Annotated in this window: 19 protein-coding genes and 2 pseudogenes; 18 read left to right on the top strand and 3 right to left on the bottom strand. The window is 35.8% G+C overall.

Annotated elements, in window-relative coordinates:
• Nucleotides 1-172 precede the first annotated feature (172 nt).
• The 8 genes and pseudogenes from JMM81_RS20640 to JMM81_RS20605 form a co-directional block, all read left to right on the top strand.
• On the top strand, nt 173-1636 hold the full coding sequence (locus JMM81_RS20640) for a nicotinate phosphoribosyltransferase (RefSeq protein ID WP_256243430.1): 1464 nt from the start codon (nt 173-175) through the stop codon (nt 1634-1636).
• A gap of 94 nt (nt 1637-1730) precedes the next feature.
• Nucleotides 1731-2273 carry a cysteine hydrolase family protein gene (locus JMM81_RS20635; protein ID WP_256243429.1) on the top strand — a complete coding sequence of 181 codons (543 nt, stop codon included), beginning with the start codon at nt 1731-1733 and terminating at the stop codon, nt 2271-2273.
• 29 nt (nt 2274-2302) lie between these two features.
• The gene (locus JMM81_RS20630; RefSeq protein WP_256243428.1) at nt 2303-2521 is read left to right on the top strand and encodes a DUF896 domain-containing protein; all 219 of its coding nucleotides are present in this window, start codon (nt 2303-2305) and stop codon (nt 2519-2521) included.
• 51 nt (nt 2522-2572) lie between these two features.
• A complete protein-coding gene (mnmA, locus tag JMM81_RS20625; protein ID WP_256243427.1) occupies nt 2573-3688 on the top strand; it encodes a tRNA 2-thiouridine(34) synthase MnmA in 1116 nt (371 codons plus the stop codon).
• A gap of 286 nt (nt 3689-3974) precedes the next feature.
• A complete protein-coding gene (locus JMM81_RS20620) occupies nt 3975-4109 on the top strand; it encodes a hypothetical protein (protein WP_256243426.1) in 135 nt (44 codons plus the stop codon).
• 357 nt (nt 4110-4466) lie between these two features.
• Nucleotides 4467-5780 (top strand): MFS transporter, encoded by a 1314-nt coding sequence (locus tag JMM81_RS20615; protein ID WP_256243425.1) that lies wholly within the window; start codon nt 4467-4469, stop codon nt 5778-5780.
• A 157-nt stretch (nt 5781-5937) separates the two neighbouring features.
• Nucleotides 5938-6408: an IS3 family transposase gene (locus JMM81_RS20610; protein ID WP_256243424.1), complete on the top strand. Its 471-nt coding sequence runs from the start codon at nt 5938-5940 to the stop codon at nt 6406-6408.
• Nucleotides 6409-6487: 79 nt separating this feature from the next.
• Nucleotides 6488-6934, top strand: a pseudogene (locus JMM81_RS20605) (hypothetical protein); the annotation flags it as partial.
• A 79-nt stretch (nt 6935-7013) separates the two neighbouring features.
• On the opposite strand, the gene JMM81_RS20600 reads toward JMM81_RS20605, so the two are convergent.
• Entirely contained in the window at nt 7014-7571 is a 558-nt protein-coding gene (locus tag JMM81_RS20600; RefSeq protein WP_256243423.1) for a CBO0543 family protein, read from the bottom strand.
• Between the two features lie 643 nt (nt 7572-8214).
• On the opposite strand from JMM81_RS20600, the gene JMM81_RS20595 reads away from it, so the two are divergent.
• From JMM81_RS20595 to JMM81_RS20560, 7 genes are all read left to right on the top strand, one after another.
• Nucleotides 8215-8535 carry an ArsR/SmtB family transcription factor gene (locus tag JMM81_RS20595; RefSeq protein WP_256243422.1) on the top strand — a complete coding sequence of 107 codons (321 nt, stop codon included), beginning with the start codon at nt 8215-8217 and terminating at the stop codon, nt 8533-8535.
• Nucleotides 8536-8546: 11 nt separating this feature from the next.
• A complete protein-coding gene (locus JMM81_RS20590) occupies nt 8547-11240 on the top strand; it encodes a heavy metal translocating P-type ATPase (RefSeq protein WP_305367870.1) in 2694 nt (897 codons plus the stop codon).
• Between the two features lie 267 nt (nt 11241-11507).
• Complete coding sequence (locus tag JMM81_RS20585; protein ID WP_256243421.1) at nt 11508-12167, top strand: histidine phosphatase family protein; 660 nt, start codon at nt 11508-11510, stop codon at nt 12165-12167.
• Between the two features lie 101 nt (nt 12168-12268).
• Nucleotides 12269-12778 (top strand): plasmid pRiA4b ORF-3 family protein, encoded by a 510-nt coding sequence (locus tag JMM81_RS20580; RefSeq protein WP_256243420.1) that lies wholly within the window; start codon nt 12269-12271, stop codon nt 12776-12778.
• A gap of 65 nt (nt 12779-12843) precedes the next feature.
• On the top strand, nt 12844-14406 hold the full coding sequence (sdaAA, locus tag JMM81_RS22955; RefSeq protein WP_309143513.1) for an L-serine ammonia-lyase, iron-sulfur-dependent, subunit alpha: 1563 nt from the start codon (nt 12844-12846) through the stop codon (nt 14404-14406).
• A 564-nt stretch (nt 14407-14970) separates the two neighbouring features.
• On the top strand, nt 14971-18726 hold the full coding sequence (locus tag JMM81_RS20565) for an AAA domain-containing protein (RefSeq protein ID WP_256243419.1): 3756 nt from the start codon (nt 14971-14973) through the stop codon (nt 18724-18726).
• Between the two features lie 754 nt (nt 18727-19480).
• Nucleotides 19481-20743: an ATP-binding protein gene (locus tag JMM81_RS20560; protein WP_256243418.1), complete on the top strand. Its 1263-nt coding sequence runs from the start codon at nt 19481-19483 to the stop codon at nt 20741-20743.
• Between the two features lie 441 nt (nt 20744-21184).
• Here the strand turns inward: JMM81_RS20560 and JMM81_RS20555 are convergent, their stop codons facing one another.
• Nucleotides 21185-22087, bottom strand: coding sequence for a LysR family transcriptional regulator (locus JMM81_RS20555; RefSeq protein WP_256243417.1), 903 nt, complete (start codon nt 22085-22087; stop codon nt 21185-21187).
• Between the two features lie 246 nt (nt 22088-22333).
• On the opposite strand from JMM81_RS20555, the gene JMM81_RS20550 reads away from it, so the two are divergent.
• The 3 genes and pseudogenes from JMM81_RS20550 (at nt 22334) to JMM81_RS20540 (ending at nt 24547) form a co-directional block, all read left to right on the top strand.
• Nucleotides 22334-23395 carry a YeiH family protein gene (locus JMM81_RS20550; protein ID WP_256243416.1) on the top strand — a complete coding sequence of 354 codons (1062 nt, stop codon included), beginning with the start codon at nt 22334-22336 and terminating at the stop codon, nt 23393-23395.
• 289 nt (nt 23396-23684) lie between these two features.
• Nucleotides 23685-23780 (top strand): annotated as a pseudogene (locus JMM81_RS20545) (Rpn family recombination-promoting nuclease/putative transposase); the annotation flags it as partial.
• Between the two features lie 221 nt (nt 23781-24001).
• Nucleotides 24002-24547, top strand: coding sequence for a hypothetical protein (locus tag JMM81_RS20540; protein WP_256243415.1), 546 nt, complete (start codon nt 24002-24004; stop codon nt 24545-24547).
• Between the two features lie 200 nt (nt 24548-24747).
• Here the strand turns inward: JMM81_RS20540 and JMM81_RS20535 are convergent, their stop codons facing one another.
• Nucleotides 24748-25791: a C45 family autoproteolytic acyltransferase/hydrolase gene (locus JMM81_RS20535; protein ID WP_256243438.1), complete on the bottom strand. Its 1044-nt coding sequence runs from the start codon at nt 25789-25791 to the stop codon at nt 24748-24750.
• Nucleotides 25792-26141: the final 350 nt, after the last annotated feature.

Here is a 26141-nt window from a genome sequence, read left to right as displayed (position 1 = left end):
AAAAACCATGATTTTGTCTAATTTTCTTAGGATTGCTTCTAAATTTAATATGGAGATAAAAGGATATAAAACAGTGGGTGAAACCAACATATTTAAAGCCTTTTATTCAATATTTCGCTGTTTATAGAAATATCGAAATGATAGATAAATTGATAGGAAGGCGGGGAGTGTAATGAACAAGTATATGGATGATAGCTTCGCCCTACACACGGACCTGTACCAAATCAATATGGCAGAATCCTATTGGGAAGACAATATTCATACCAAAAAGGCTATATTCGAATTGTATTTTCGAAAATTGCCATTTGGAAACGGTTATGCGATCTTTGCTGGATTAGAAAGAATTATAGACTATCTACAAACATTTCATTTTTCCGAAAGCGATTTGGACTATTTGGAGGAACTTGGCTATCAAGAAGATTATATTGACTTTTTGCGAACTGTACGTTTTACAGGAAATGTTCGTGCCATGAAAGAAGGGGAAGTTGTATTTGGCAACGAACCCATTCTTCGTATCGAAGCACCATTAATCGAAGCGCAACTCATCGAGACAGCCTTGTTAAATATCGTGAACTATCAAACACTCATCGCAACCAAAGCTTCTCGAATCAAACAAGTCGTGGGTGACCAACCCGTCTCGGAGTTTGGTACAAGACGCGCACATGAATTCGATGCCGCATTATGGGGTACAAGAGCTGCTTATATTGGTGGGTTCTCTGGCACAAGCAATGTTCGAGCAGGAAAACTATTTGGTCTTCCTGTTTCAGGAACACATGCTCATTCCTTTGTTCAAGCGTATCGAGATGAATACATCGCTTTCCATAAGTACGCAAAACGTCACAAAAGTTGTGTCTTCTTAGTGGATACCTATGACACTCTAAAATCAGGTGTTCCTACGGCAATCAAAGTCGCCAAAGAACTGGGCAACAACATAAATTTTGTAGGTATTCGGTTAGATAGTGGAGATTTGGCTTACCTTTCCAAAGAGGCAAGGAAATTATTAGATCAAGCAGGATTTATTGACACTAAAATTTATGCTTCGAATGATCTTGATGAATATACCATTATGAATTTAAACGCACAAGGAGCGAAAATCGATGCATGGGGAGTTGGTACTAAAGCTATAACCGCCTTTGATCAACCGGCTTTAGGAGCTGTGTACAAACTGGTCTCCATTGAGGGCGAAAATGGACAGATGACCGATACGATCAAAATTTCTGCGAGTCCTGAAAAAGTCACGACACCAGGGTTAAAAAAGGTATACCGCATTATCAACAATCATACGAAAAAATCAGAAGGAGATTATATCGCTTTAGCCAACGAACAACCAGAAAAAGAAGCCAAACTTCATATGTTTCATCCAGTGCATACGTACATTGGAAAATTCGTCACCAATTTTACGGCCATAGATTTGCACGAAGATATTTTCGACCATGGCACACTTGTGTATAGAAGTCCCTCGGTCCAAGAAATTCAATCCTATGCGCAACAACAACTAAAACTTTTATGGGAAGAATACAAACGTTCATTAAATCCAGCCGAATATCCTGTAAATTTAAGTCAAGCTTGTTGGGACAACAAAATGAAAAACATAGAGGAAGTAAAAACACACAACCGAGAATCTGTACCCTTATAAACTACCAAACTATCATTATTAAATGTATCTGAATGAATAAAAAGTATAGAGAGATAGTAAATTCAAAATAATGAATGATGGGAGTCGGATTACGATGGCAACAGAAGCTTTATTAATTGTTGATATGAGTAATGATTTTGTAGCTGATAATGGAACATTAACTGCTGGTAAGCCTGCACAAGAAATAGTGCCCTATATTAAGAATTTGGCAACAAGATTTTTAGCAGAGGGAAATGTAGTTGTAGTAACAATGGATGCACACCAACCTAATGACCCACACTTTGAATTATGGACACCACATAATATTGTAGGTACTGAAGGACAACAATTGTACGGAGATTTATACGATTGGTTTCAACATAATAAAGATCATGAAAATGTAATTTATACGCCTAAAACAAACTATAATGCATTTTTTAAAACAGATTTGGCTGAAGCTTTAAGAAGTTTAGGAGTAGAAAAAGTTCATACTGTTGGGGTATGTACGGATATTTGTGACTTTTTAACAGTTGCAGGAGCAGATGCAGAAGGGTTCAAAACAGCCATTCATAAACGAGGTGTAGCAACATTTACGGACCTTGGAGAAACAATGGTAAACCATATGAAACTTTGCTTCCATACTGAAATTATTGAATAAATACGAAACGAATTAGGTCGGTGAAATACATGATTGACTTGTTACAACGAATTAATGAATTAGCAAAAAAGCAGCGTGAAGAAGGTTTAACCAATGCTGAAAAAGTCGAACAGCAAGTGCTTCGAGAAGATTACTTACGTGTAATTCGCGGACAAGTTCTTCATACTTTCTCAGGGATGAAGGTACTGGATCCACTTGGAAATGATGTAACACCCGAAAAAGTCCGCCATTTAAACACAAACGATTAAAAGCATATATGAAAAGTAGAAAGTATTCATGGAAAGTGAGGAGGAAAACAAATGGAGCAAGCACCAAAAGACACACGTGTAGTGGTAGGAATGTCAGGGGGAGTCGATTCTTCCGTTGCGGCGCTGCTTCTAAAAGAGCAAGGCTATGACGTAATCGGAATATTTATGAAGAACTGGGACGATACAGACGAATTTGGTGTTTGTACGGCTACAGAAGACTACGAGGACGTTATTCGCGTCTGCAATCAACTAGGAATTCCCTATTATGCCGTGAATTTTGAAAAGCAGTATTGGGACAAGGTATTCACGTACTTCTTGGAAGAATATAAGGCGGGAAGAACGCCGAATCCTGATGTCGTCTGCAATAAGGAAATCAAGTTCAAGGCATTTTTAGATCATGCCATGAGCCTTGGAGCCGATTATGTGGCTACAGGACATTATGCACGAGTGGTTAGAGAAGACGGGAAAGTTCACATGTTAAGAGGGAAAGATGAAAATAAGGATCAGACTTATTTTCTTAATCAATTAACAGAGGAGCAGTTAAGTAAGGTGTTATTCCCGATAGGAGATATGGAAAAATCAAAAGTAAGAGAATTAGCTGCCAAAGCTAATTTGGCGACAGCATCCAAAAAAGACAGCACAGGCATTTGCTTTATTGGTGAACGAAATTTCAAAGAGTTCTTAAGTGGGTACTTGCCTGCTCAAAAGGGGAATATGGAAACATTCGATGGCAAAGTTGTCGGACATCATGATGGATTAATGTATTATACAATCGGACAGAGGCGTGGATTGGGGATTGGGGGGGATGGCGATCCTTGGTTTGTCATTGGAAAGGATATTGAAAAGAATGTATTATATGTTGGACAAGGCTTCCACCATGAAATGCTATACTCAGACAGCCTCATTACTGATGATGTAAGCTGGATTTCAAAGGATGCTATACCTGATACATTTGAATGTACTGCAAAATTCCGTTATCGCCAATCGGACAATAAAGTAACGGTAAAACGGTTGGATGATTCCAAAGTTAAAGTCATTTTCCACGAACCGATCCGTGCCATAACGCCTGGACAAGCAGTTGTCTTCTATCAAGGAGAAGAATGCCTTGGTGGAGGAACTATTAACCAAGTGTATCGTGACGACAAAAAATTAACGTATGTAGGGTAAAGAAGAGGTGAAACTAAAAGCTGTCTCCAGTTAGGAGCACTTTTTTTAGTAGGGAGATAATAAAATGATTGAACCAGTCAGCTATAAATGATGAAAAATTAGTAGATTTATTTAAAGTATAAATGCTACTAGATTGATAAACAACTCTGTACGGTGCAAAGTAAAGATGGTTTTAGAAAACAAAGATTTAAAACATCCTATTAAGAGATGTACTATGATGTATAAAATGTGCAAGTAGACGTAAATTTAAGACAACATGGCAATCACTAAAAAAGGGAAGAATGGAATGAATCAACTCGAAACGACTAAGACCCTTTCTAAGGAAGAAAGAAAACAAATGATATCGTTACTTGAGAAGTATTCTAAAGAAGAAATAGAAATGGCATTATATCGACTTAACAAGAGTAAGATAATGAATTGAATAGATATTCAGGGTGAGCAAATCCTTAGTGTAGTGACTTAACAATATAAAAGAAAGCAGAATGGATGTGAAGGTGATTTTATCGTAACGGGTAATAAAGTAAAGTTGTGAAGCTGTGGGATGTGAAAATATTGATCATGAGAAGTTTGAAATCAAAGACGAAATGACTAAATATGCGGAATTAGAGAGTGAATTGTTGGCTTGTGGAACATGCTCAAACTCTAGATTATTAGACCAAGCAACTTCATGCCCAATTTCTAAAATGAACGATTATGTTGAGATAGTAGAATGGGCGGATAAGATGGTCACTTTATAACCCCTTTATTAGGGGTCAATAATTGAAGTAGGTGTAAATAAATGTCAACTAGGGCATATGATTTAACGCAAAGCTATGTGAATAATCAAGAAAAACAAAAAACTTTATACAAACGTACATTAATTATTGTAAGTATTTCACAAATTTTTGGTGGTGCAGGGTTAGCAGCTGGAGTTACTGTGGGTGCACTTCTTGCACAGCAAATGCTGGGTACGGGCGTATATGCTGGACTTCCTTCAGCTTTATTTACTTTAGGGTCGGCAGGAGCTGCTTTAATTGTTGGGAGACTTTCTCAACGTTATGGTCGACGTACAGGTCTGACAGCTGGTTTTATGATCGGTGGACTTGGAGCAATAGGAGTCATAATTGCAGCAATAATAAATAGTATTTTCCTGTTATTTACATCTCTACTTGTTTATGGTGCTGGGACAGCAGCAAATTTACAAGCTCGTTATGCAGGTACGGACTTAGCAAATAGTAAACAACGAGCGACTGCTATTAGTCTTACTATGGCTTTTACAACATTTGGTGCAGTTGCGGGTCCAAACTTAGTGAATGTAATGGGGGATATTGCTCTTTCTATTGGCGTCCCATCACTTGCTGGACCTTTCATTTTATCAGCAGTAGCATATATCTTAGCAGGTCTTGTACTTTTCTTAATGCTTCGTCCAGATCCGTTAGTTATAGCAAGAACGATAGAAGTGTCCAACCAAGAACATAAAGCTAAAGTCCATACGACATCAATTGATCAAGTGGAAAACAAAAGAGGCGTTATCGTTGGTGTGACAATTATGGTTCTTACTCAAATCGTAATGGTTGCAATTATGACAATGACACCAGTTCATATGAAACATCATGGACATGGCTTGGATGCCGTGGGTCTTGTTATAGGATTTCATATAGGTGCAATGTATCTCCCTTCACTGGTTACAGGTGTCCTTGTTGATAAGTTTGGTCGTACTGCGATGGCTATTGCTTCTGGAACTACATTGCTTCTGGCAGGTTTAATAGCAGCGATCGCACCAGGAGATTCTATGGTTCTTCTAGTAATTGCTCTTTCATTACTTGGATTAGGATGGAATTTTGGTTTGATAAGTGGGACTGCACTTATTGTTGATTCAACTGAAATTTCAACACGGGCTAAGACTCAAGGTACGGTGGATGTTTTAGTTGCGTTATCAGGGGCTTCTGGGGGAGCATTATCTGGTATGATTGTGGCTGGTTCAAGCTATACTACGTTATCCTTGGTTGGAGGAATTTTGTCCTTATTACTGGTTCCAGTGGTAGTCTGGTCTCGTAGGGGAAAAAAAATTAATACTAATGTCCAGACTACTAGCACTGACTTAGTTGACTAGTTTCCTTGTACTTTTTCGAATGTTACCACTGATTGTGGTTTCCAATATTCAAATTAGGATTTTCAAAAATATAGAAAAACAGTTGTCTTTGAAACGTTAATACAAAATAAATATAAGAGTGCGATGTTTTATAATATGGTACCTGTAGTTAGGACACTTGAAAAAGAGTGTTTTATCTACAGGTATTTTTTTGTATAAATGCTCGTGTAGCCTATCCAATTTATGTTTAATGGTACCTGTCTCTAAAAGTGGGTTTTATAAGTGGAGGAAGCGCTTAAATCAACCACCTACTACTAAACAATTAGAAGATGAGTATATTAAAAAATGGATCTTTTCATTAGATAAAACATTTAATCATACTTACGGTTATCCACGTTTAACGAAAGAGATAAATATTTTAGTCGACAAGCCCATTAATCATAAACGTGTTTATCGTCTTCAAAAAGAGCTCGGGTTAAAAGCGCAGATCTTTAAGAAAAAGAAAAATTATACAAACGAAGGATTTACAAGTAAAAATAGATTAAATCGTGACTTTCAAGCACACAAACCTTTTGAAAAATGGGTCACGGATATAACTAACCTATTTATCTACTGGTTTAACTCGTTTATATTTATCTGTCATACTTGATTTATGTACAAAGGAAGAAGCTATACGTATTCATAAGCCAAAAAAAAAAACAGGAAGTCCACAAAGTTATTAATGATTATTCGGTCAGTTATTAAACGGTAAATATGTAAAGGGCATTATATTTATCTTTTTGGAGTTTTTGGTCAATGTTCAAGTAAATTTTAACGAAGTGATTAGATTAAGTTTTCATGGGAATATTGAACAAGCGATTGAACAAGCTGATTATCAGTGGTTAATGTTTTATCCTTGTTTATATTTTTATGCGATGTGGGATGCGTTTAAAGATGCAGGAGGAGGAAAAGATAGATTTTCCTTTCTTCCCTTTGTGTTTGCTGCTTACTTTGTAACCGTAGGATTAATTTATTCCTCAAAATGAACGATTTTTGGGATGTTATTTGGTCCTGTAGGGCTTCCAATGTTATTTATGATCCCAGGAATAGCCATGGGTTTAATATTTGGGACTTTAATAAGAAAAGTAAAAAAGACTGACCGTAAACAGTCACTTTTTATTTTGGTGAATGTATGATTTAATTCATTTTCGCATATTGAAAAGACCAAAAATTTGTGGTCTTGCTGTTGAACTAAAGCATCCTTTTAAAAGAATATTATTCCTTGCTTTTGGAAACAGCCTCAATTGTTTTAAATTTTTGCAATACGACTTTTACAAATATCCCCAAAAGGACATAACCTGGGATAGAATAAATATGCTTCCATTTTAACATTACATAAATCCCCAACCATTGAAAAATAGTTTCCCCGACAAATGCAGAGAATAATGCAAATATTATAATTCCTACTATGTATGTTTTCCACTTAGGAAACCACTGATAAATCATCATATAAAAAAAGGGGAGAATAGAAAAATCAGCAACTGCCCACAAGTCTCTTTCTAAATGTGTTAAAGTATATGGATAAATCCAATAACCTAGTGATGAACCAATTTGATCTAATATAAAAGCAATACTAGATGCGATTAGTCCAACCATACTTATTTCTATTATCCGAGTTTTATCCACTAATCTCCACCATAGAAAAAAAGGGATAATCAAGAAAAAAAGCATTATCCACCACTGATAAGTAAAAACGACTTCTTGTGACCAGTAATCCAACCACAGCTTCCGTAAATATTTATATTGCTTTTCTATTTCTTGAAATTTATTCATGTCGCAGCCCTTTTTTACTTCAGTATTCTTCCACAAAAGAGAACTTATGCAAGATTGGAATTTTCTTGCCCTTCTTCAGTTAAACTGCCATTATATACAGTATGGTTTTTGACCGTATTCATCGTTAATAATGAAACAAAAACAGCCTATTTTCTAACTTTGTTTACTTATTATATTCAGTAAGTAATTATAGTTTTCAACGTAAACAACGATAGGACTTTACTTGGAGAGGTGGGTATGATAGGCTCGTTTGCCTGATGAAACCTTAGCTTCAGCCTTTCAAGACAAATCGTACCCATAGAGGCTCCAAGTCAAGTCCTTAACCACTTATCTATGGTTACATGTAAACATAGATAAAGGATGCATTCTATCAACCTTTTTTCGCTGATACTGTATATAAGGGTGCTTTAGTTAAAGAACAAGTAAGAGATCATCTTATCCGAGATGGTATTTTTTATTTTTATGAATGTGCGAAAATTAATAAAATTATACATTTGGAAAAAGCCTAAAAAGGATCAATTTCCTTTACCTTTAAGAAAACTCCTTATATATATTTAAATTATTTGACACACATATTAGAAATGACTAATATGATACTAACAAAACATATTAGTGATTTCTAATATGTTAAGGGGGAAAGTATATGCAAAATATTGATATCGATATGAAAGTTAAACTAATTCATGGATTTTCTAATAAAACAAGGATTCAAATTCTCGAAAGTATAAAAATTCAAGAAAAAACGGTATCTCAAATTGTAGAAGAAATTAAAGGAAATCAGTCGAACATTTCACAGCACCTTGCGTGTTTAAAAGGTTGTGGGATTATCGTGGGGAGGAATGAAGGGAAATACTGCTATTACAGTTTACGTAATCAACATATAAGAGATTTATTAACCATGTTCGATGTAGTTCTTAAAGATGTTCAAAACGATGTTGCATGTTGCGAGCGTCATATAGATTAGGGGTGATTAAATTGGCTGACCAATGTTGCGGCTCAAATAAAGTGACTGAAAATAAAGAGGGAAATTGTTGTAGCTCTTCTGATAAATCAAGTGCAAAACAAGAGGATTCAAGTTGTTGTTCAAGTAACAAAGATTCAGTAAATAGTTTTAATTCAATACCTATAATAATTCAAGAAAAAACTAGTTGTTGTAGCAGTAATTCGTCGAAGGAAACAGTTAATGGACTAGAAAAAATAAGTTGTTGTAGTCCTTCCCTTCCAAGTGAAAATAAGAAAGAATCAACTAATTGTTGTAGCAGCAAAACAATAATTAAAGAAGATGAAAATCCAGTAAAAACAAGCTGTTGTAGTAGTAACGAACAACAGACAATAGAGGTAATCTCGAATCCTCTTCCTTCTGAAGAGAAGATGTCATACAGAGTTCACGGAATGGATTGTGCTGCTTGTGCAATAACCATTGAAAAAGGATTAAGTAAACTAAAAGATATAAATGAGATAAAGGTTAATTTCAGTACAGCGAAAATGCAGGTGGCTGCAAGTAACTCTGATGCCTTTATTCCGATTGAGAGTGAAATCAAAAAACTTGGATATTCTGTTGAGTCTTTAAATCAAAAAGGGAATATAAAAACATTCGATATTGAAGGAATGGACTGTGGTAGTTGTGCTAAGAGCATAGAGAACCATTTAAATACCCTTCCATCCGTAAAAAATGTCAGCGTTAATTTCTCTACGGGGAAAATGAAAATTGAGCATAACACTAACGTGGAAGAAGTCATTTCTGAAGTTTCTAAAATTGGCTTTAAAGCTTCATTACCTTCAAATAAGAAATCAATACAGACAAACAAAAATAAAAACGAAAATGGTTTAGTCATCTTGTCTGGTGTACTAATAGCTCTTGGTTTTATCGGTTCATTTAATGAAACTTCTACATTGATGTCCACAATGCTATACGTAATTGCAATGGTGATAAGTGGTTATAAGCCAGTTAGGAGTGCATTCTATGCCATAAAAAGTCGTTCACTGGATATGAATGTTCTCATGTCTGTTGCGGCTATTGGAGCTGCTCTTATTGGGGAATGGCTTGAAGGTGCTACCGTTGTTTGGTTATTTGCAATTGGTAACTACCTACAAACTAAATCGATTGAGCGTACAAGGAATTCCATCCGTAATCTTATGGATTTAGCTCCTCCTGAAGCCTGGGTCAAAGTGGATTCAGAAATCATTAAAAAACCGGTTGAAGAAATAACAATCGGTGACATTATCATTGTTAAACCGGGTGATAAAATTCCATTAGACGGTGAAATCATTGAAGGAGAATCAAGCGTCAATCAGGCTCCAATTACAGGTGAGTCCATTCCTGTAGATAAGAATATTGGTGATACAGTATTCGCAGGAACGATAAATGAACATGGTTCCCTTGAGATTAAGGTCACTAAGTTAGTTGAAGATACGACCATATCAAAAATTATTCACTTGGTTGAAGAAGCACAAGAACAAAAAGCACCAACAGAAGCATTTGTAGATAAATTCGCAAGTATCTATACACCCGTTGTATTTATTTTAGCATTGGCAGTTATGGTGCTGCCTCCACTACTTGGATTTGGTAATTGGGGAGAATGGTTTTATAAAGGGCTTGAACTACTAGTTGTAGCTTGTCCTTGTGCATTAGTGATTTCTACTCCTGTTGCGATCGTATCAGCTATTGGGAATGCTGCGAAGAACGGAGTTTTAATTAAAGGTGGAACATTTTTAGAAAAAGCAGGTGCCATCACTGCCATTGCATTCGATAAAACAGGTACTTTGACTGAAGGAAAGCCTAAAGTAACAGAAATCAAGGCGTTAAACGTATCAGAAGAGGAATTACTTTCAATAGCCTTAACACTAGAAGATTATTCAACACATCCTATAGCCAAAGCGATTGTTGGATATGCAAACGAAAAAAGTATTCAACCAAAAAATGGTGATTTATTCAAAAGTATCGTTGGAAAAGGTGTACAAGCGACTATTGAAGGAGATATTTTTTACGCTGGTAATCTAAAATTATTTGAAGAAATGAATGGTTCTTTAGAGGATGTTAAAAACCATGTTCAAGAGATACAAAATAAAGGAAAAACGGTAGTTATAATCGGAACACAGCATCATGTGATCGGTATGATTACAGTTTCTGATACAATACGTGAAACAACAGCTTCTGCTTTAAAAGCATTAAAACAAAGTGGGGTTAACCAAACTATAATGTTGACCGGAGATAATGAAGGATCTGCAAAAATGATTGCTTCAGAAGCGAATGTTAATCGTTATTTCGCAGAATTGTTGCCAGAGGATAAAGTAGAGGCTATCAAGAAATTACAAAATGAAGGACATAAGGTGGCAATGGTTGGTGATGGTATTAATGATGCTCCAGCACTTGTAACAGCAGATTTAGGTATTGCTATGGGTGGGGCAGGAACGGACACCGCGATGGAAACGGCAGATATTGTTTTAATGGCTGATAATCTTGATAAACTTCCTCATACCATGAAGTTAAGCAGAAAAGCTTTAACGATTATTAAACAAAATATTTGGTTCTCCATTATTATTAAAGTCATTGCACTAGTCTTAATCTTTCCCGGTTGGCTTACACTTTGGATGGCTGTATTAAGTGATACAGGTGCTGCATTAATTGTTATTTTAAACGCAATAAGATTGTTAAAATTTAAAGAATAGATATATTATCGACCACCAATTTGGTGGTCTTTTTAATGTGCGAAAATAACTAAAATCGTATATTCGTTTAAAAACCAGTTACACAAAGTTCCTCAAATGAACGTCTTAGGGAAAATCTCTATTTATTATAAAAGCCGATGATTCCTTTAAAAGTGTAGTTGATGAAGAATTTTAGATTAAAAGATAAAAATGTACTTTCCACCAAAGTTAATTTGTTGAGAAAGGTTTATAAAAGGGTATAAACTAATGAAGGTGGGAGGTAATTAGATGGAACATAAAATCAATTTATTTTTAGTAAGACATGGTGAAACCTATTTAAATAGATATAAAAAGATGCAGGGATGGGCGGATAGTCCTCTAACAGAAGAAGGAAAAGTGACAGCAATCGAATCTGGTAAAAGATTGGCGACCGTTCCGTTTAATCGCGTGTATTCGAGTGATTTAGGAAGAACCGTTGAAACAGCTAAGTTAATACTTCAACAAAATTATCACAACCATGATTTGGAAATAAATAAAAGAAAAGCGTTTAGAGAAGCTTTTTTTGGGGGCTTTGAAGGAGAATATTTGGAGGAAGCTTTGAGAAAGATAGCCCAAGACAATGGTTATCATTATAATAGAGGGGTTGAAATTTTTCAAAACCATAGTAATGAAGAAGTACTGAATTTCATAAAAAATTCAGACCCCTTTCATCATGCAGAGAATTATCGTGAAATCTGGGAACGGATTGAAATTGGGTTAAATGAAATCGTATCAAAAAGCGAAAGTAATAACGAAAACATTTTACTTGTAACTCATGGTGTTATCATAAGAAATGTGATTGATAAGTTTTCGGATGGGGTTAATTTTGAAGGGAAAATAAACAATTCTAGTGTTTCTGTTTTAGAATATTCAGGAAGTAATTTCAAAGTTGTTTCGTTTAATCAATAGAAATTAGTTATATAATTGAAACTGCTTAATTTCATGTTCAAGATGATTTTCAAGAACAATTTTTTGATTTTTTTGCAAGTTTGTTGGACTTTTCGGATAAGATGCAAAATGTAACGGTAGAAGAAGAGAAAGAGACTAAATCACTGGTCGAATTACTGACTCCGTTATTTCCAAATGGGGAACTCACCACGACATTAAAAAAGAGTCCGCCTTCTTCAATAGCGGGAACGTACCTCTTCAAAGTGAAACTCAGATCATCCTGTTGGAGAGTCCTTCAAGTATCAAGCACACATACTTTACTAGATTTGCATTATTTAATTCAGAGAGCGTTTCATTTTGACGATGATCATCTGTATACTTTCTATATGGATGGCAAAAAATACGGTGAAAACTGCTATAATGCTCCGATGGACAACTTTGGACCATATGTGAACGAAGCGGAAATTGGCGATTTGAATTTATATGAAGGACAGGGTTTCCTCTATTTATTTGATTTCGGAGATGAGTGGGAATTTGATATCCAAGTATTGAAAATCATTGAAGATGAAGAAAACGCTGCACCGAGAATTCTTGAAGAACATGGAGAAGATCCGGACCAATATGGCTGGTAAAGCGAACAAAGGAACAGTTCTTATGCTTGCTGCAAGGGAACGGTCTTTTTTAAAGGAGTGATAACATGTCATTTACAAGTTTGAAAGAATTAATTGAATTGGCAGAGCAGGAGAAAACAATCATTTCGGAATTGATGATAAAAACAGAGGTAGAACTGAAAGGTTTTCCTCGGGAGACGATTATTGAAAAAATGTCGGAACAATTGACGGTCATGGAGGAGGCTGTCCGCAAAGGCACAATGAATCCTGTTATGTCCCGTACAGGTTTAACGGGAGGAGATGGAAACCGGCTATATCTGTATGCCAAAAATGGGAATACCTTTGTCAATCCTTCCACATTAAATACCGCGGCAAATGCGCTTGCGGTATCAGAAGTAAATGCGGCAATGGGGAGGATTGTGGCGACACCAACAGCTGGTTCAGCGGGAATCTTGCCAGCTGTACTGGTTCATGCCCTTGACAGCGGACTATTTACTCGTGAACAGATTGTACAGTCGATCTTCACTGCTTCCGCACTCGGCGTAGTCATTGCCAATAAAGCTTCGATATCAGGGGCTGCCGGTGGATGTCAGGCTGAAATTGGATCAGCAACTGCTATGGCTGCAGGTACATTAGTTGAGCTAGCTGGTGGAACACCGGGGCAGGTTGGAAATGCGGTTGGTATCGCTTTGAAAAATTCACTAGGATTGGTTTGTGACCCTGTTGCTGGGCTAGTGGAAATCCCGTGTATTATTCGCAACGGTTTACATGCTATTACCGCCCAAGCGGCAGCAGATATGGCTTTAGCTGGGGTAGCCAGCATCATTCCTCCAGATGAAGTGATCCATGTGATGCATGAAGTTGGGCAGCAAATGCCTGAATCGTTGAGAGAAACTGGAATAGGCGGTCTTGCTGGAACTCCGACAGGGCAAAAATTAAAAGAGCAGATTCTCGGGCAAAAAACAAGTGGATCTGGACCAGCAAAATACCAAAGTGCCTATGAAATCATTGGTCCTATAATGGTTGGCCCTTCGAGTTCACATACAGCTGGGGCTGTTCGAATCGGTAATATTGCCCACCAGCTTTTAAATGAAAAACCTCTATTTGTCAGATTCTCCCTGATGGGCTCTTTTGCCAAAACCTATCAAGGTCACGGAACAGACTTAGCGCTATTAGCAGGTGTTCTTGGATTATCAACAATGGACGATGGCATTCCAAATGCTAAAGGGATTGCTGAAGAAAGTGGCTTGCAATATGAATTCACGAAACGGGTGCTTGGAAGCTATCACCCTAATACGGTACTCGTAGAATTGACAGGTGCAACACGAACTGTAAAGGTATTGGCTAGTTCTTTAGGTGGTGGTAAAGTAGAGGTTCAAGAATTCAATGATTATCCATTAAAATTTTCAGGAGAACGGCCAACACTTGTGATCCGTCATAATGACAATAAAGGAGTTATTGCTGAATTATCGGGAATTCTTTTTCAACATGGGTTTAACATCGCCCGCATGTCTAATGAACGGTCAAAAATCAATGGTGCTGCAATCACCATTTGTGAAATTGACAATAAGGTTGAAGAGAGTCTCCTCGATTCACTAAAAAGGGAAATTCCAATTATTGACGAAATTATCCTAGTTCAAACTAAATAAATAAGTAAACATAAACCGAACAGTCACAGTTACTGTTCGGTTATTTGCATGAGTAACTTTGAACCTGTCGAAATTATCGTACAGAGGTTCAGTGGTGCCCTAACAGTTAGAATAATATTGTAAAGGTAGGGACAGGGCTTTTCTATTATAAAGGCTGTGTTAAAGGTTATTGTTGATAAATGCCCATTGGTGTGCGTGGCCATGTGTTTTATTCCCTGGAATAACTTAATGGACGCGTGCACCAATGGGCATTTGACCATCAACACTATTGTTTAACACAGCCATTATAAAAGAAATATTTTTGGAACTCTATAGATCCTTTTTAATAATATTCCGTCCATAGTTAAGCAATGCATTTCGCCTTCAATGGTGAAATGCATTGTTTTTTTATTAAGAGCTCATAACAACATGTATCTTCCAGTGTTTTATATGATACATACCATTATCTGATATAATATTTTAGAGCATATATACAAGGCTTCTTACATTTATGATTATGAAAAATATTCTTTTTAAAATATCGTGATACTCATAGATATGGGATAAATAGAAAGAGGTTTAAGAATGAAAGATCAATTGATTCATATGAGGGATAAACTCAATAATATTAGTCGGAGCAATCGCTCCATACGATTGTTGAAACTTTATAATAAATGGAGCTTTGATTTAACCGAGCTAGACCAGTTATCCAATGAAGAAATCGTCAGTGCTTCAATCGTTGAACAGGTCATTAGCCAATCTAAAAATGAAATTACCTTATTAAAGCCAAAAATCAACGATGAATCTTCCATGCTCCTTTCAAAAAAACTGACTGATTTATTTAGAAATATAAAAGACATTGAAAAAGAAACAGGAATCCATGACTTCTATTTGGGTTTTCCTTTTTTATCAGGAACATTCTCTGATGGAACATTTTTTCAAGCACCATTATTCCTTTATCCAGTAAGACTTGAAAAAAACAATACGACTTCACAAAAATGGGTTCTCAAATTGGATGAAGCGGATCCTCAAATCAATCGTACCCTGTTTTTAGCCTTTAAAAAGCTAAATAACGTATCGTTTGCAAAAGAGTTTTTTGAACAGGCAGCTGAAAAGGCAGCAAATGATAACTACCTTGACTGGATTTCCTTTTTAAAAGAATATGAAATGAATGTTTCCTTTACCGGGCAAGGAATCGCTCCACTCAAAGAATATAAAAAAGAGGAAGAACCTCCAGTTGCTCAGCTTACCTTATTGGAAAATGCAGTGATCGGAAATTTCCCCCAAGGTGAGTCATCTTTAGTGAAAGATTATGAGGAGCTCATCACCTTATCCAATGACAATCGTCTATCTTTAGTAGGTGAATTGATTGAACCTCTAGATATTGAGCTCGATCATAATGGGAAACCATTAAGTACAGAACCTGATCCTAATCAGGATTTAGACATTTTGACCCTATTACAAGCAGATGGATCACAGGAAGAAATATTGAAGGAAGCACGTTATAAAAAAGGGCTGGTTGTTCATGGACCACCAGGAACCGGAAAGTCACAAGTCATTGTGAATTTAATTGCGGATGCTCTTCATCAAGAAAAGAAAGTACTAGTCGTTTGTAAAAAGCCTGCTGCGTTAGATGTTGTCTATCAACGACTAGATAGTTTGGGCCTGAGTAACCATGTTGCACTCGTCCATGATGAAAAGAGCGACAGAGAAAAGCTTTATGCGCAGATAGAAGGCGTACTGGATCAAAATCAAGTTTCCTTTGAAAATGCTCGTCATCAATTCGTCGCTGCTTCCAATAAATTACATACGCAAGAGGAATTGTTGAACAGTATCGCAGAAGCTTTATATGAGTATCAGGGATTTGGATTGAGATTATATGATTTGTATGGCATGGCAAAGCCAGTAGAGGATACAAATCAAATGATTGATTTACATGAAATACTGCCTTCATTAAATAAGGATAGGTTAATGGATGTTTCAGAGAAAGTGTATACCTATGCTGAATGGTTTGACCGATTTTGTGACAGGGAGTATCCATTAAAAGAACGAAAAACGTTTGCAAATTTTAATGTGAAAGAAAAGCTTGAAGCAACCGAGTTGTTAAATGACTTAATTGATCAAGCAAAGAAAGCATCTAAATATCTGGATTCGTTAGATCATGAAAAAATGACTCCTGCATACATCTGGTCAATAGAAGACAAATTAGACAAGATTTATCCTGATTTAGAGGAGGGTCATAAAAGTGCATTACAAGGTTTAAGGTTACGGTGGTGGACTTCTTTTTCTGGTAAGAATATTATTGAAGAATTGCTTCATGGTCGAAAATTTAAAGGAATCATTTCTGCAGAATGGCTTACTCTTAAGAAGACTTTAATTCTTATGTATCAGTTAGGCGAAGTGACGAAAAAAATGGTTGGAGAAATAGAAAAACTAAAAAAATATCTTAAGGATTCAAAAATAGAAGAATTCAAAAATAGAATTTCAGAAGGAGATATTCCATTAAATGAATTAGATAGAATAATAGAATCTTTTCATCGTGATTTTGAAGAACTACAGCAAATGGATGTATATTGGAATCATTGTTCCGAACTTGAGAAAAAAGTGATTCTACAGCTTCAGCAAAAAACATCAAATAATGGAATGCCACTTTCTGATTATTGGGTTCATTTATTGAAAAACTCAGCTTATATCGAATGGATTGACCAAACGGAAAAAAAATACCCGCAAGTCCAAAAGATTTCTACGAATGAATTCTCGAGGATTAGGGAATCCTTTGCAACACTTATTGAGGATAAACGAAAAATCGCAGCTCAATATCTTATTCATCACTTAACGAAAAAAGTCGAAATGGCTCAATCAAGCCATTCAAAAAGGATGAGAGAGCTAAAGCATCAGGTAGGGAAGAAAAGGCAGGTTTGGTCGTTACGTAAATTAGTCAATCATTTTGCTGAACATAGTTTAGTGAATATCATGCCTATGTGGTTAGCTTCTCCTGAAACGGTTTCATCTATTTTTCCATTACAAGAGGGATTATTTGATTTAGTTATTTTTGATGAAGCCTCTCAATGTACCGTTGAAAGTGGAATTCCTGCTATTTATCGAGGGAAACAGGTTATTATTGCGGGTGACGAAAAACAGCTACCACCATTTAATATGTTTCAATCTTCAGTTGTTAACGAGGATGAGGAGGAGGAAGAATACGATCTCGACGAATCTATGAGTCTTTTAAATTTGGCAAAGAGGAGATTTCCTGAAAAGCTCCTTCAATGGCATCATCGTTCGAAATATGAGGAGCTTATCAATTATTCCAATCACGCATTTTATAATGGACATATACAAATTGCTCCAAATGTGATTCCATTTAAAAATCCACCTGCGATCAAATGGAAGAAAGTCGATGGTAGATGGATGAATCAGTCTAACGAAGTTGAAGCAATAGAGGTAGTAAATGTATTAAAAGATATATTAATCAATCAACCAGGGAAAACGGTTGGAATTATAACATTTAATTCAAAGCAACAAACAAAAGTACAAGATCAAATGGACAAAGCATTAAAGGAAGATCTGGAATTTAACAAAGTCTATAATCAAATGATGATAAAAGACCTTGATGAAAGAGTCTTTGTGAAAAACATCGAAAATGTTCAAGGGGATGAAAGAGATATCATTCTTTTCTCTATCGGGTATGCGAAGAATGAGGAAGGAAAGGTTTATAATCGGTTTGGAGTGTTAAACCAAAAAGGTGGAGAAAATCGACTTAATGTGGCGATCACAAGAGCAAAAGAAGGCATTATCGTTGTCTCTAGTATTGAACCTGAAGAACTGAATGTAGCCAACACTGAACAAATGGGACCCAAGTTACTGAAATCTTATTTGAAATATGTAAGGGCTGTTTCCAATGCTCAAGTTGATCAAATCAAGGCTGTCGTGCAAGAAATCAATGAAAATGTGGATACTCATGTGCAAGATCAGGAATTGCACTTTGATTCTCCATTCGAAGAGCAGGTGTATAGCCAATTAAGAAACCTTGGATATGAGGTAACGACCCAGGTAGGGATGTCAGAATACCGAATTGATTTAGCCGTTATCCATCCACAAGATTCTTCGAGATATATTTTGGGAATCGAGTGTGATGGTGCGATGTATCAGAGTTCAGCCAATGCCAAGGAACGAGATGTTTATCGTCAAAAATATCTTGAAAGCAGAGGTTGGACAATAGAACGTATCTGGAGCAGAAATTGGTGGAAGAATCCTTCGGCTGAAATTGAGAGAATGGACCGGAAAATAAAAGAATTGTTAAAGGGTGAAGCGGTTCGAGAGAAAGTCGTAAATTCATAGGAGCTAATCCCTTAATCGGGTGCCTAGTCCCTTAATGCTTTTCACGTGCATAGGGAAGAGGCACCTATTTTTGTGGAAATCTTGCTCTAAGGACAAAACTTGAAAAATAGTTGAATAGAATGATAGAAAGTGTCTCCGATACATCATGGAGTTCAGAATATATTGTAGAGAATATAAAGTTGCTTCAACTGGAAATAATAGAACTGTTAGAGCAGCTGTGGAGATGGGGATTAACAAACACTTCATATGAATCCTCCTAAACATAATATAAAAGTAGGATAGCATTTTATAATGATAGTAAGATAAACTTATTGTAAAAATAATGTGAATTTTGCAATATAAAGGAGAGTAATCGAGCTATTTCTGATTCTATCTAAATTTCTTGAAATCCTCTTTTGTTATATTTGGACTTTTATGTTTTATGTTTCCAGTTCACTGTGGGCTTATAATCATATAATATTTAAATCAGAAACAATTATAATCTATAAGTAGAATCAATCTATTAAATGAATATTAATTGTAATACTATTCCACTGTATTTTTTACAAATCTCTTTCTTTATTTTTACACAAAAGCTATTTTTGGCTTACTAAGGAGCCACTACGGACATATTCTCTAGCGAAAACTGAAATGGTAATAAAATGGGCCGGCACTCTATGTAAAGTCATGCATTGACATTTGTGAGTATAGATTATCCAGAAATGCTGTGATCATTTACTAGTAAGTATTGGTCAATGGGAGAAGGGAGCTATTAATGAAGAAAAATGTTGGTCGTAGTAAGAAAGTCTCGTTTAAAATATCTTACATCTATTTATTATCTAGTATTTTTTGGATTTATACAACTGAGTGGATATTAACAAAGTTTGATACAGATGATGTTTTTTGGATAAGTATTGTAAAAGGAATTCTTTTTGTTATTGCAACGGGATTGTTATTATATAAATTTATTCAAAGAAATATTAAAGATATTGAAGATCGGGAGCAGCAGTTAAATAGCCTTATTGAAAATAATATGGATGCAATTATACACTTAGATTTAAATGGCATGATAATATCTGTTAATGATGTAACTGGGAAAATAACGGGATATAGTGAAGAAGAGCTGACAAAAATGTCTTTTAAAGAACTTATAAGCAAAGAAGATATGGATAAAGTTCAAAAGCACTTTTTAGAAATAGGAAAAGGAAAGTCTTCAATCATAGAGTGCAAGTGTATGATCAAAAGTGGACATTGTATACTAGTAAGTATGAAGAGTGTACCTATCGTAATAGAGGATAAAAAAGTAGGGATTTTCGTCATTGTTAGAGATATTACAGAATTAAAAGATAAAGAGGAACTTATAAGAAAATCTGAAAAGCTTTCGATTGTAGGTGAATTAGCTGCTGCTACAGCACATGAAATTCGAAACCCCCTAACATCTATAAAAGGCTTTCTCCAATTACTTCAGTATAAGGATTCAAAAGATGAAGAGAAACATTATTATAACATCATGTTATCAGAAATCGAGCGTATCAATTTAATTGTTAGTGAATTTATGGTACTTTCTAAACCTCAAGCTATTACCTATCAAAATGAAAAGATCACTTCTTTATTAAAAGATGTATTAACTTTGATTGAGACAATCGCCATTGTTAAAAATATAGAGGTCACAAAAGAGTTTGAACCGAACATTATTTTGGTCAAATGTGAAGGAAATCAAATAAAGCAGGTATTTATAAATGTTTTTAAAAATGCAATAGAAGCTGTTCCAAATAAAGGTAAAATCTATATTAAGGTTACACAATTGAATAAAGATTGCGTACGTATTCGTTTCATTGATAATGGGCCTGGTATCCCAAATGACTTACTATCTAGGTTAGGTGAACCCTTTTATACAACAAAAGAAAAAGGAACTGGTTTAGGTTTAATGGTCAGTTATAAAATTATCGAAGATCATGGAGGAAGAATAAATATAAAAAGTGAGATGAATAAAGGAACAACAGTTGATATTATCCTTCCTGTTTCGATAGTTGAATAAATTTTCTCAGATTAGCTCTAGAATACTATCTAAATTGAGAGATGTAGAAAAAATTAGTTCTGGAGTGAAGAAGTTAACTAGAAAAAACTGGTCTCGGACGGTTCTACTGTTATTTTTTCTAGAATAAATGGTAGAACTGTCTATTTTTTGTTTGAAAAAACGTGAGAAACGTCCCAATTATATGAATAGGATGATCCTTCCCTGTGTTCTAATTATACAAAAAGTACCCTATGGATAGACTTATTTATTATGTCTATTCAATAGGGTACTTTTTATTTGAATTCTTTCATTAATAACTTCTAATTAAAACTTGGCGAAAGGATACCTTCTATTCATTCAACCACACGTTTTTGTCTTTTGGATTTACGATGTTAATGGATCCATCCGCAGATAACATTACGAACAGTGCCTGTGACTGTTCGTAAATCCCTTTGTTTTTCTCTAGTATTTTGTAAAACGGAACTTTTCTAGTGGTGCTAAGCATTCGGCTACCAATATTTTTAGGACCTTCGTTTGGTAAAGGGTATGCATGATGATGGAAAAGTTTCGTTTAAAAGGGAGCCCTTTCACAGGTATAATACCGATGTAGCCATTGGTTTGTTCCTTTTCAATGGCCCAGCTTGATAATAAAGAAATGCCAAGCCCAGCTTCCACCGATTCCTTAATTAACTGTGTACTTCCAAACTCCATGATTTTCTTTGGGGTAAAATCATACATACGAAAAAGATTTTCCGATGCTTGCCTTGTACCTGAACCTTCTTCCCTTAAAATCCAAGTTTCCTGCGCTAATTCCGATATACTGATTTCCTTTTGCTCGTTCAAAAGGCGATGATCAGGAGAAGCCACAATAAACATTTGATCCCCAGAAATGACTTCTGATTGGAGGTCTTTATCATCAAAAATACTCTCAATGATGCCTACATCTAATTGATGCGTCTTCACCAGTTCAATAATCTCCTTCGTATTGTGGATTTTAATGGATGGGTTAATAAGCGGATATTTCTTCTGTAGCCTTGCAATGATATGCGGCAAGATGTATTCGCCAAAAGTATAGCTGGCACCAATCGCAATAGGGCCCTTAGCATGATTGGTTAGATCATCGACCGAAGACTGCATTTTTGTATAGAGGGCTAATATTTCCTTCGCATGGTTATATACAATCTCACCAGCCTTATTTAGACGAACGTACTTATTACTCCGCTCCAATAATCTCGTTCCGATTAATTCTTCCAAGACTCTAATATGTTGACTAACAGCTGGTTGTGTCATATGGAGTTCTTCTCCAGCCTTTGAAAAATTCTCCTTTTCAACGACTTTCACAAACACATTTAAATATTGATCCATATCCGAAACTCCTATCTTACAATCAGTATTCTGTATTCTTCCTCATACAAGGATGATGCCGATTTTTTTGAATTAAAAAATAAAGATTCATCTTCATGAAGGCTTTTCCTTTTATCATCAATATTATTTGATTGTTAAAAACCTTTATGTATACGCTTTTACTTATTATCCTTATTATATATCTTTATTTTTCTAATACAAAGATTTGCAGTAATCTAGATTTACATAAGAAATTGAGGTGAAATTATGAGGAACCAAAATGCTAGATCCCTTTCAATAAATAGCGAGAACAATCAACTGCTCAAAAATTCTGCACTCGATTCTTCAATCGGTTTGTGGTTAGGAGGGGTCGGTTTTACCTTTCTACTTGCAGCTCTCGGATTTGTTTTGTCAAAAGTACCGGGCTTTGATTATGTTGGTCCAATGGCATGCGCTATTGTCCTAGCAATCCTATATCGGCAATTTTGGGGATACCCTGAGCAAATACGGACAGGAATCCAATTTTCTTCCAAACGCTTGTTACGTTTCGCGATTATTTTATATGGAGTAAAATTAAATATGGATGTAATCCTCCATCAAGGGTTAGGTCTGATTTTTCGCGATATCGCCGTTATTACCTTTGCCATTTTATTCACCATATGGCTTGGGAAACGTTTGAAGGCGGAGTCTTCTTTAACCTTGTTATTAGGAGTGGGTACAGGGGTATGTGGTGCGGCAGCCATTGCCGCTGTTTCGCCGATTGTAAAAGGAAAAGAAGAGGATACCGCTATTGGGGTGGGAATCATTGCCTTAGTAGGCACGATTTTTTCCGTTACTTATACGATCATACGACCTTTTCTTCCATTATCGGACATTCAATATGGGATATGGAGTGGGACAACTCTTCATGAAATTGCCCATGTCGTATTAGCTGGAGCCCCAGCAGGCCCAGATGGGTTAGCGATTGCCCTGTTAGCCAAATTAGGCCGGGTTTTACTCCTTATCCCATTAAGTTTGATTCTAATGTACTGGATGAAAAGGAAAAATAAAGGTCAGACGGAAGAGACTAAGATTGAATTTCCATGGTTTTTAATCGGATTTATTCTTATGAGTGTATTTGGAAGCTATGTTCTAGGAAAATCCATTCCTGTTTCAGACGAAGTGTTAGACCAACTTTCGCTTGCAACCACCTTTTTGTTATCGGCGGCGATGGTCGGTCTTGGTTTGAACGTAAGTTTGCGCGATCTTCGAACAAAAGCATTTCGCCCACTTGTCGCTATGAGTATAACCTCTATTATTCTATCTATTACAACTTTTTTTATCGTTTAAAAGTAACCTTATTCCTAGATTCAGCGGTGATATGGAAGATCTTCGTGGCGGTGTTAGAGGAGTTATTCTTGAGAAACGGATATATTAACAAAAAAAGAAAGCTAACTAGTGAGCCTGAATTTGAACAACTTTGGAACCCCCTAGTCTATCCCATATAGATAGGTAGGCAATTTTGCGGACAGTCATCGAGCGCTGTTCGCTGATTTTTCTTGCTATTTTGTATAAAATTAGATTTAATTAAAGTGAATCCTCCTATTAACTTCTAAAAACCTCGAAAGGAAGAACCCTCATGACAACAGAATACCTCGATTTGAAAATGGACTTCATGTTTAAACAATTATTTGGAGACCCTCGTAGAAAATCCATTACGATGGCATTTCTCAATTTGAAAATGTTGAATACCATTTTATCTTTTTAGCATTAGATACAACAGTTAGACCTAAAAATTCACAATTTGTATTTTTAAACTATCATACTTTTTTAGATGGAGAATGGATCTTACATCAAAATTCACTTCAATATATATTTAGAGATTTCCAGCAAAAGCTTCGTGATTTTTATGAACTACTAAAAAAGCCGTATGAAAGCCTTGAATCAGGGATTGAAATGGATGGAATCCAACGGAAAGTTTGTTGGCAGACTATTTTGTTTGAAGCATTTTATTCAAATAAAGAGCTTCTTTTAGAATGGGGAGAAGTAGGAGGAGCCGGTTGGAATAACTTCTTATTCTTAATTTCAAAGCGTAACTGGATGAGTGCAGAGTCCTTTCGAAAAGCAGGTCTGGCACAAACGTACAATGTTCATATTGATACATATATTAATCTCTTACATAACCAAAATAATAGTGTCAAAGAAATTGGCATACGTTTTGAAACATTTCCGTACGAACCGAATGGTAAAATAAACCATATATCCCATTATGAAAAGTTTATGGAAAATAAACGTGTTTTTGGAGAAAGATTGTATCACTGTGCTAAAAAGCAAGGCATCCCCGCTCATCGTAAAAATACAAAGTTACTTATCATGACAATCGATATTCAAGGAACAACAATATATGAAAATGCACAAAATATAAAGAAACAATCGATAGCCATTGAACAATGTATCGATGAAGTAATAAGTGAAATGAAAGAGGTGAACTCAATAAAATAGTATGAACTATTTGTGAAACTAGGTGGTACTACTGTTTGTATTTCAAAATAAAAACAGTAGTACCACCTAGGGGTTGTATTAGTTATATCAGTATTTATAGTTCCACACTGTCATTTGCTATGAAATACTTTCTTATTCCGACAATGTCTTTGTATCAACATAGCTATATGGCGAGTCGAATTCACATGGACGATGGGGTCCTACATATTCACAAATGGTAAATGTGTATCCAACTCGCCTTTTATTCGCTTGACGTGTATCTTTTCTCCCTTTAACCATTGATTAAAGTCAAAGGTAAAGGGCATCTTGTCTCCTCCGATGGCGAACCATGCTTTCATATGTTTAGGGAAATAGCCCACTGTATGCAATGTCCCTGCCCAGGCTCCATATTTTTTAGAGAATACGCCTTTGTCATAATCGTTCATCATTTGATAAGCGTGAGCGGGATCCATGATGTTGCTTTCTTGCCGTTCCATTGCTTTGTATCTTTGGATAGAATCGTCCATTCGGTACCGATTCTCATGTGTTAGTATTTCGAAATGATTGGTACAAATATTGGAAGGGTGGACGACTACTTCTCTGGGAGAGGCCTCAACCACAACGGACTTACCACTTTGATCGAGCAAAATATAGCTGAATGACCGACGATGCGGAATCTCTTTTAGTAGTGAAATAGCTTCTTCCACATTTGCACATATTTCCAAAATAATACGTCCAATCATATTGCAAATAAATCCATCATCTGACTTCACACGATTGATGAGGTTATAACCCATTGATAATCCTTTTTCGTTGATCCCATCTGTACGCCCGGTGATCTGCATGGAAGGGCCCATCATCGCATAACCTTGATCTGTCGGTTGATAGAGAATATATCGGCCTTCATAGGAGAGGGGATCATTATCATAGTTTCGTATCATATAATCGGTATTGGTAAAAATAGAGCATCCGCTTTTGCCGTATTCAAGATAATAGCCGCCAAATTGAATTAACGTGTCTGTCCTATTCATTTTTAACGAATCTGAGAGTCCATTTAATTCATCCCAAATGCCAGGAGCAAAATGAAGAATCATCTTTTTTACTTCCATTTCATCCACTGTATAATGACGTAATTTAGATTTGCTTCCCCAATGTTTTTTACGATTTGGTAGAATAGGAGAATCCTTTAAAAGTTCGCCCTGCCTATATCCAAAATCATAATGATTGCCCCGAAACTGAATGACATCACTATATACACTTTTCATCATAATTCCCTCATTTAATTTTCGATAAAGAAAATTCTACTGGATGAAGGATAGAAAAGCAAAATGTTTTTATTAATTGATGCACAATAAATATATCTAAAGAGGCTAAATCATAATTAAACTAATGTGCAAAGTGAACGGTTCCAGTTATACCATTATTTACAGGTTCACACTACCATTTATCCCTGACTACTCCCATCGCTAAAGCATTGTGGGGTTCTTATGTACTTAAAGAAGCCTTACAAAGCTCTCCACAGTCCATTTAAATGAAAAAGGAAGGCATTACCTTTCTTTTTTTGTTTTTAAACAAGAATCTGTGTACAACATCTTTGATTGATCTTCTGTTCCAC

It is taken from the genome of Bacillus sp. V3B, assembly GCF_024494465.1.
Classification (GTDB): domain Bacteria; phylum Bacillota; class Bacilli; order Bacillales; family Cytobacillaceae; genus Bacillus_BD.
This window is presented reverse-complemented; position numbering and strand designations above follow the sequence as displayed.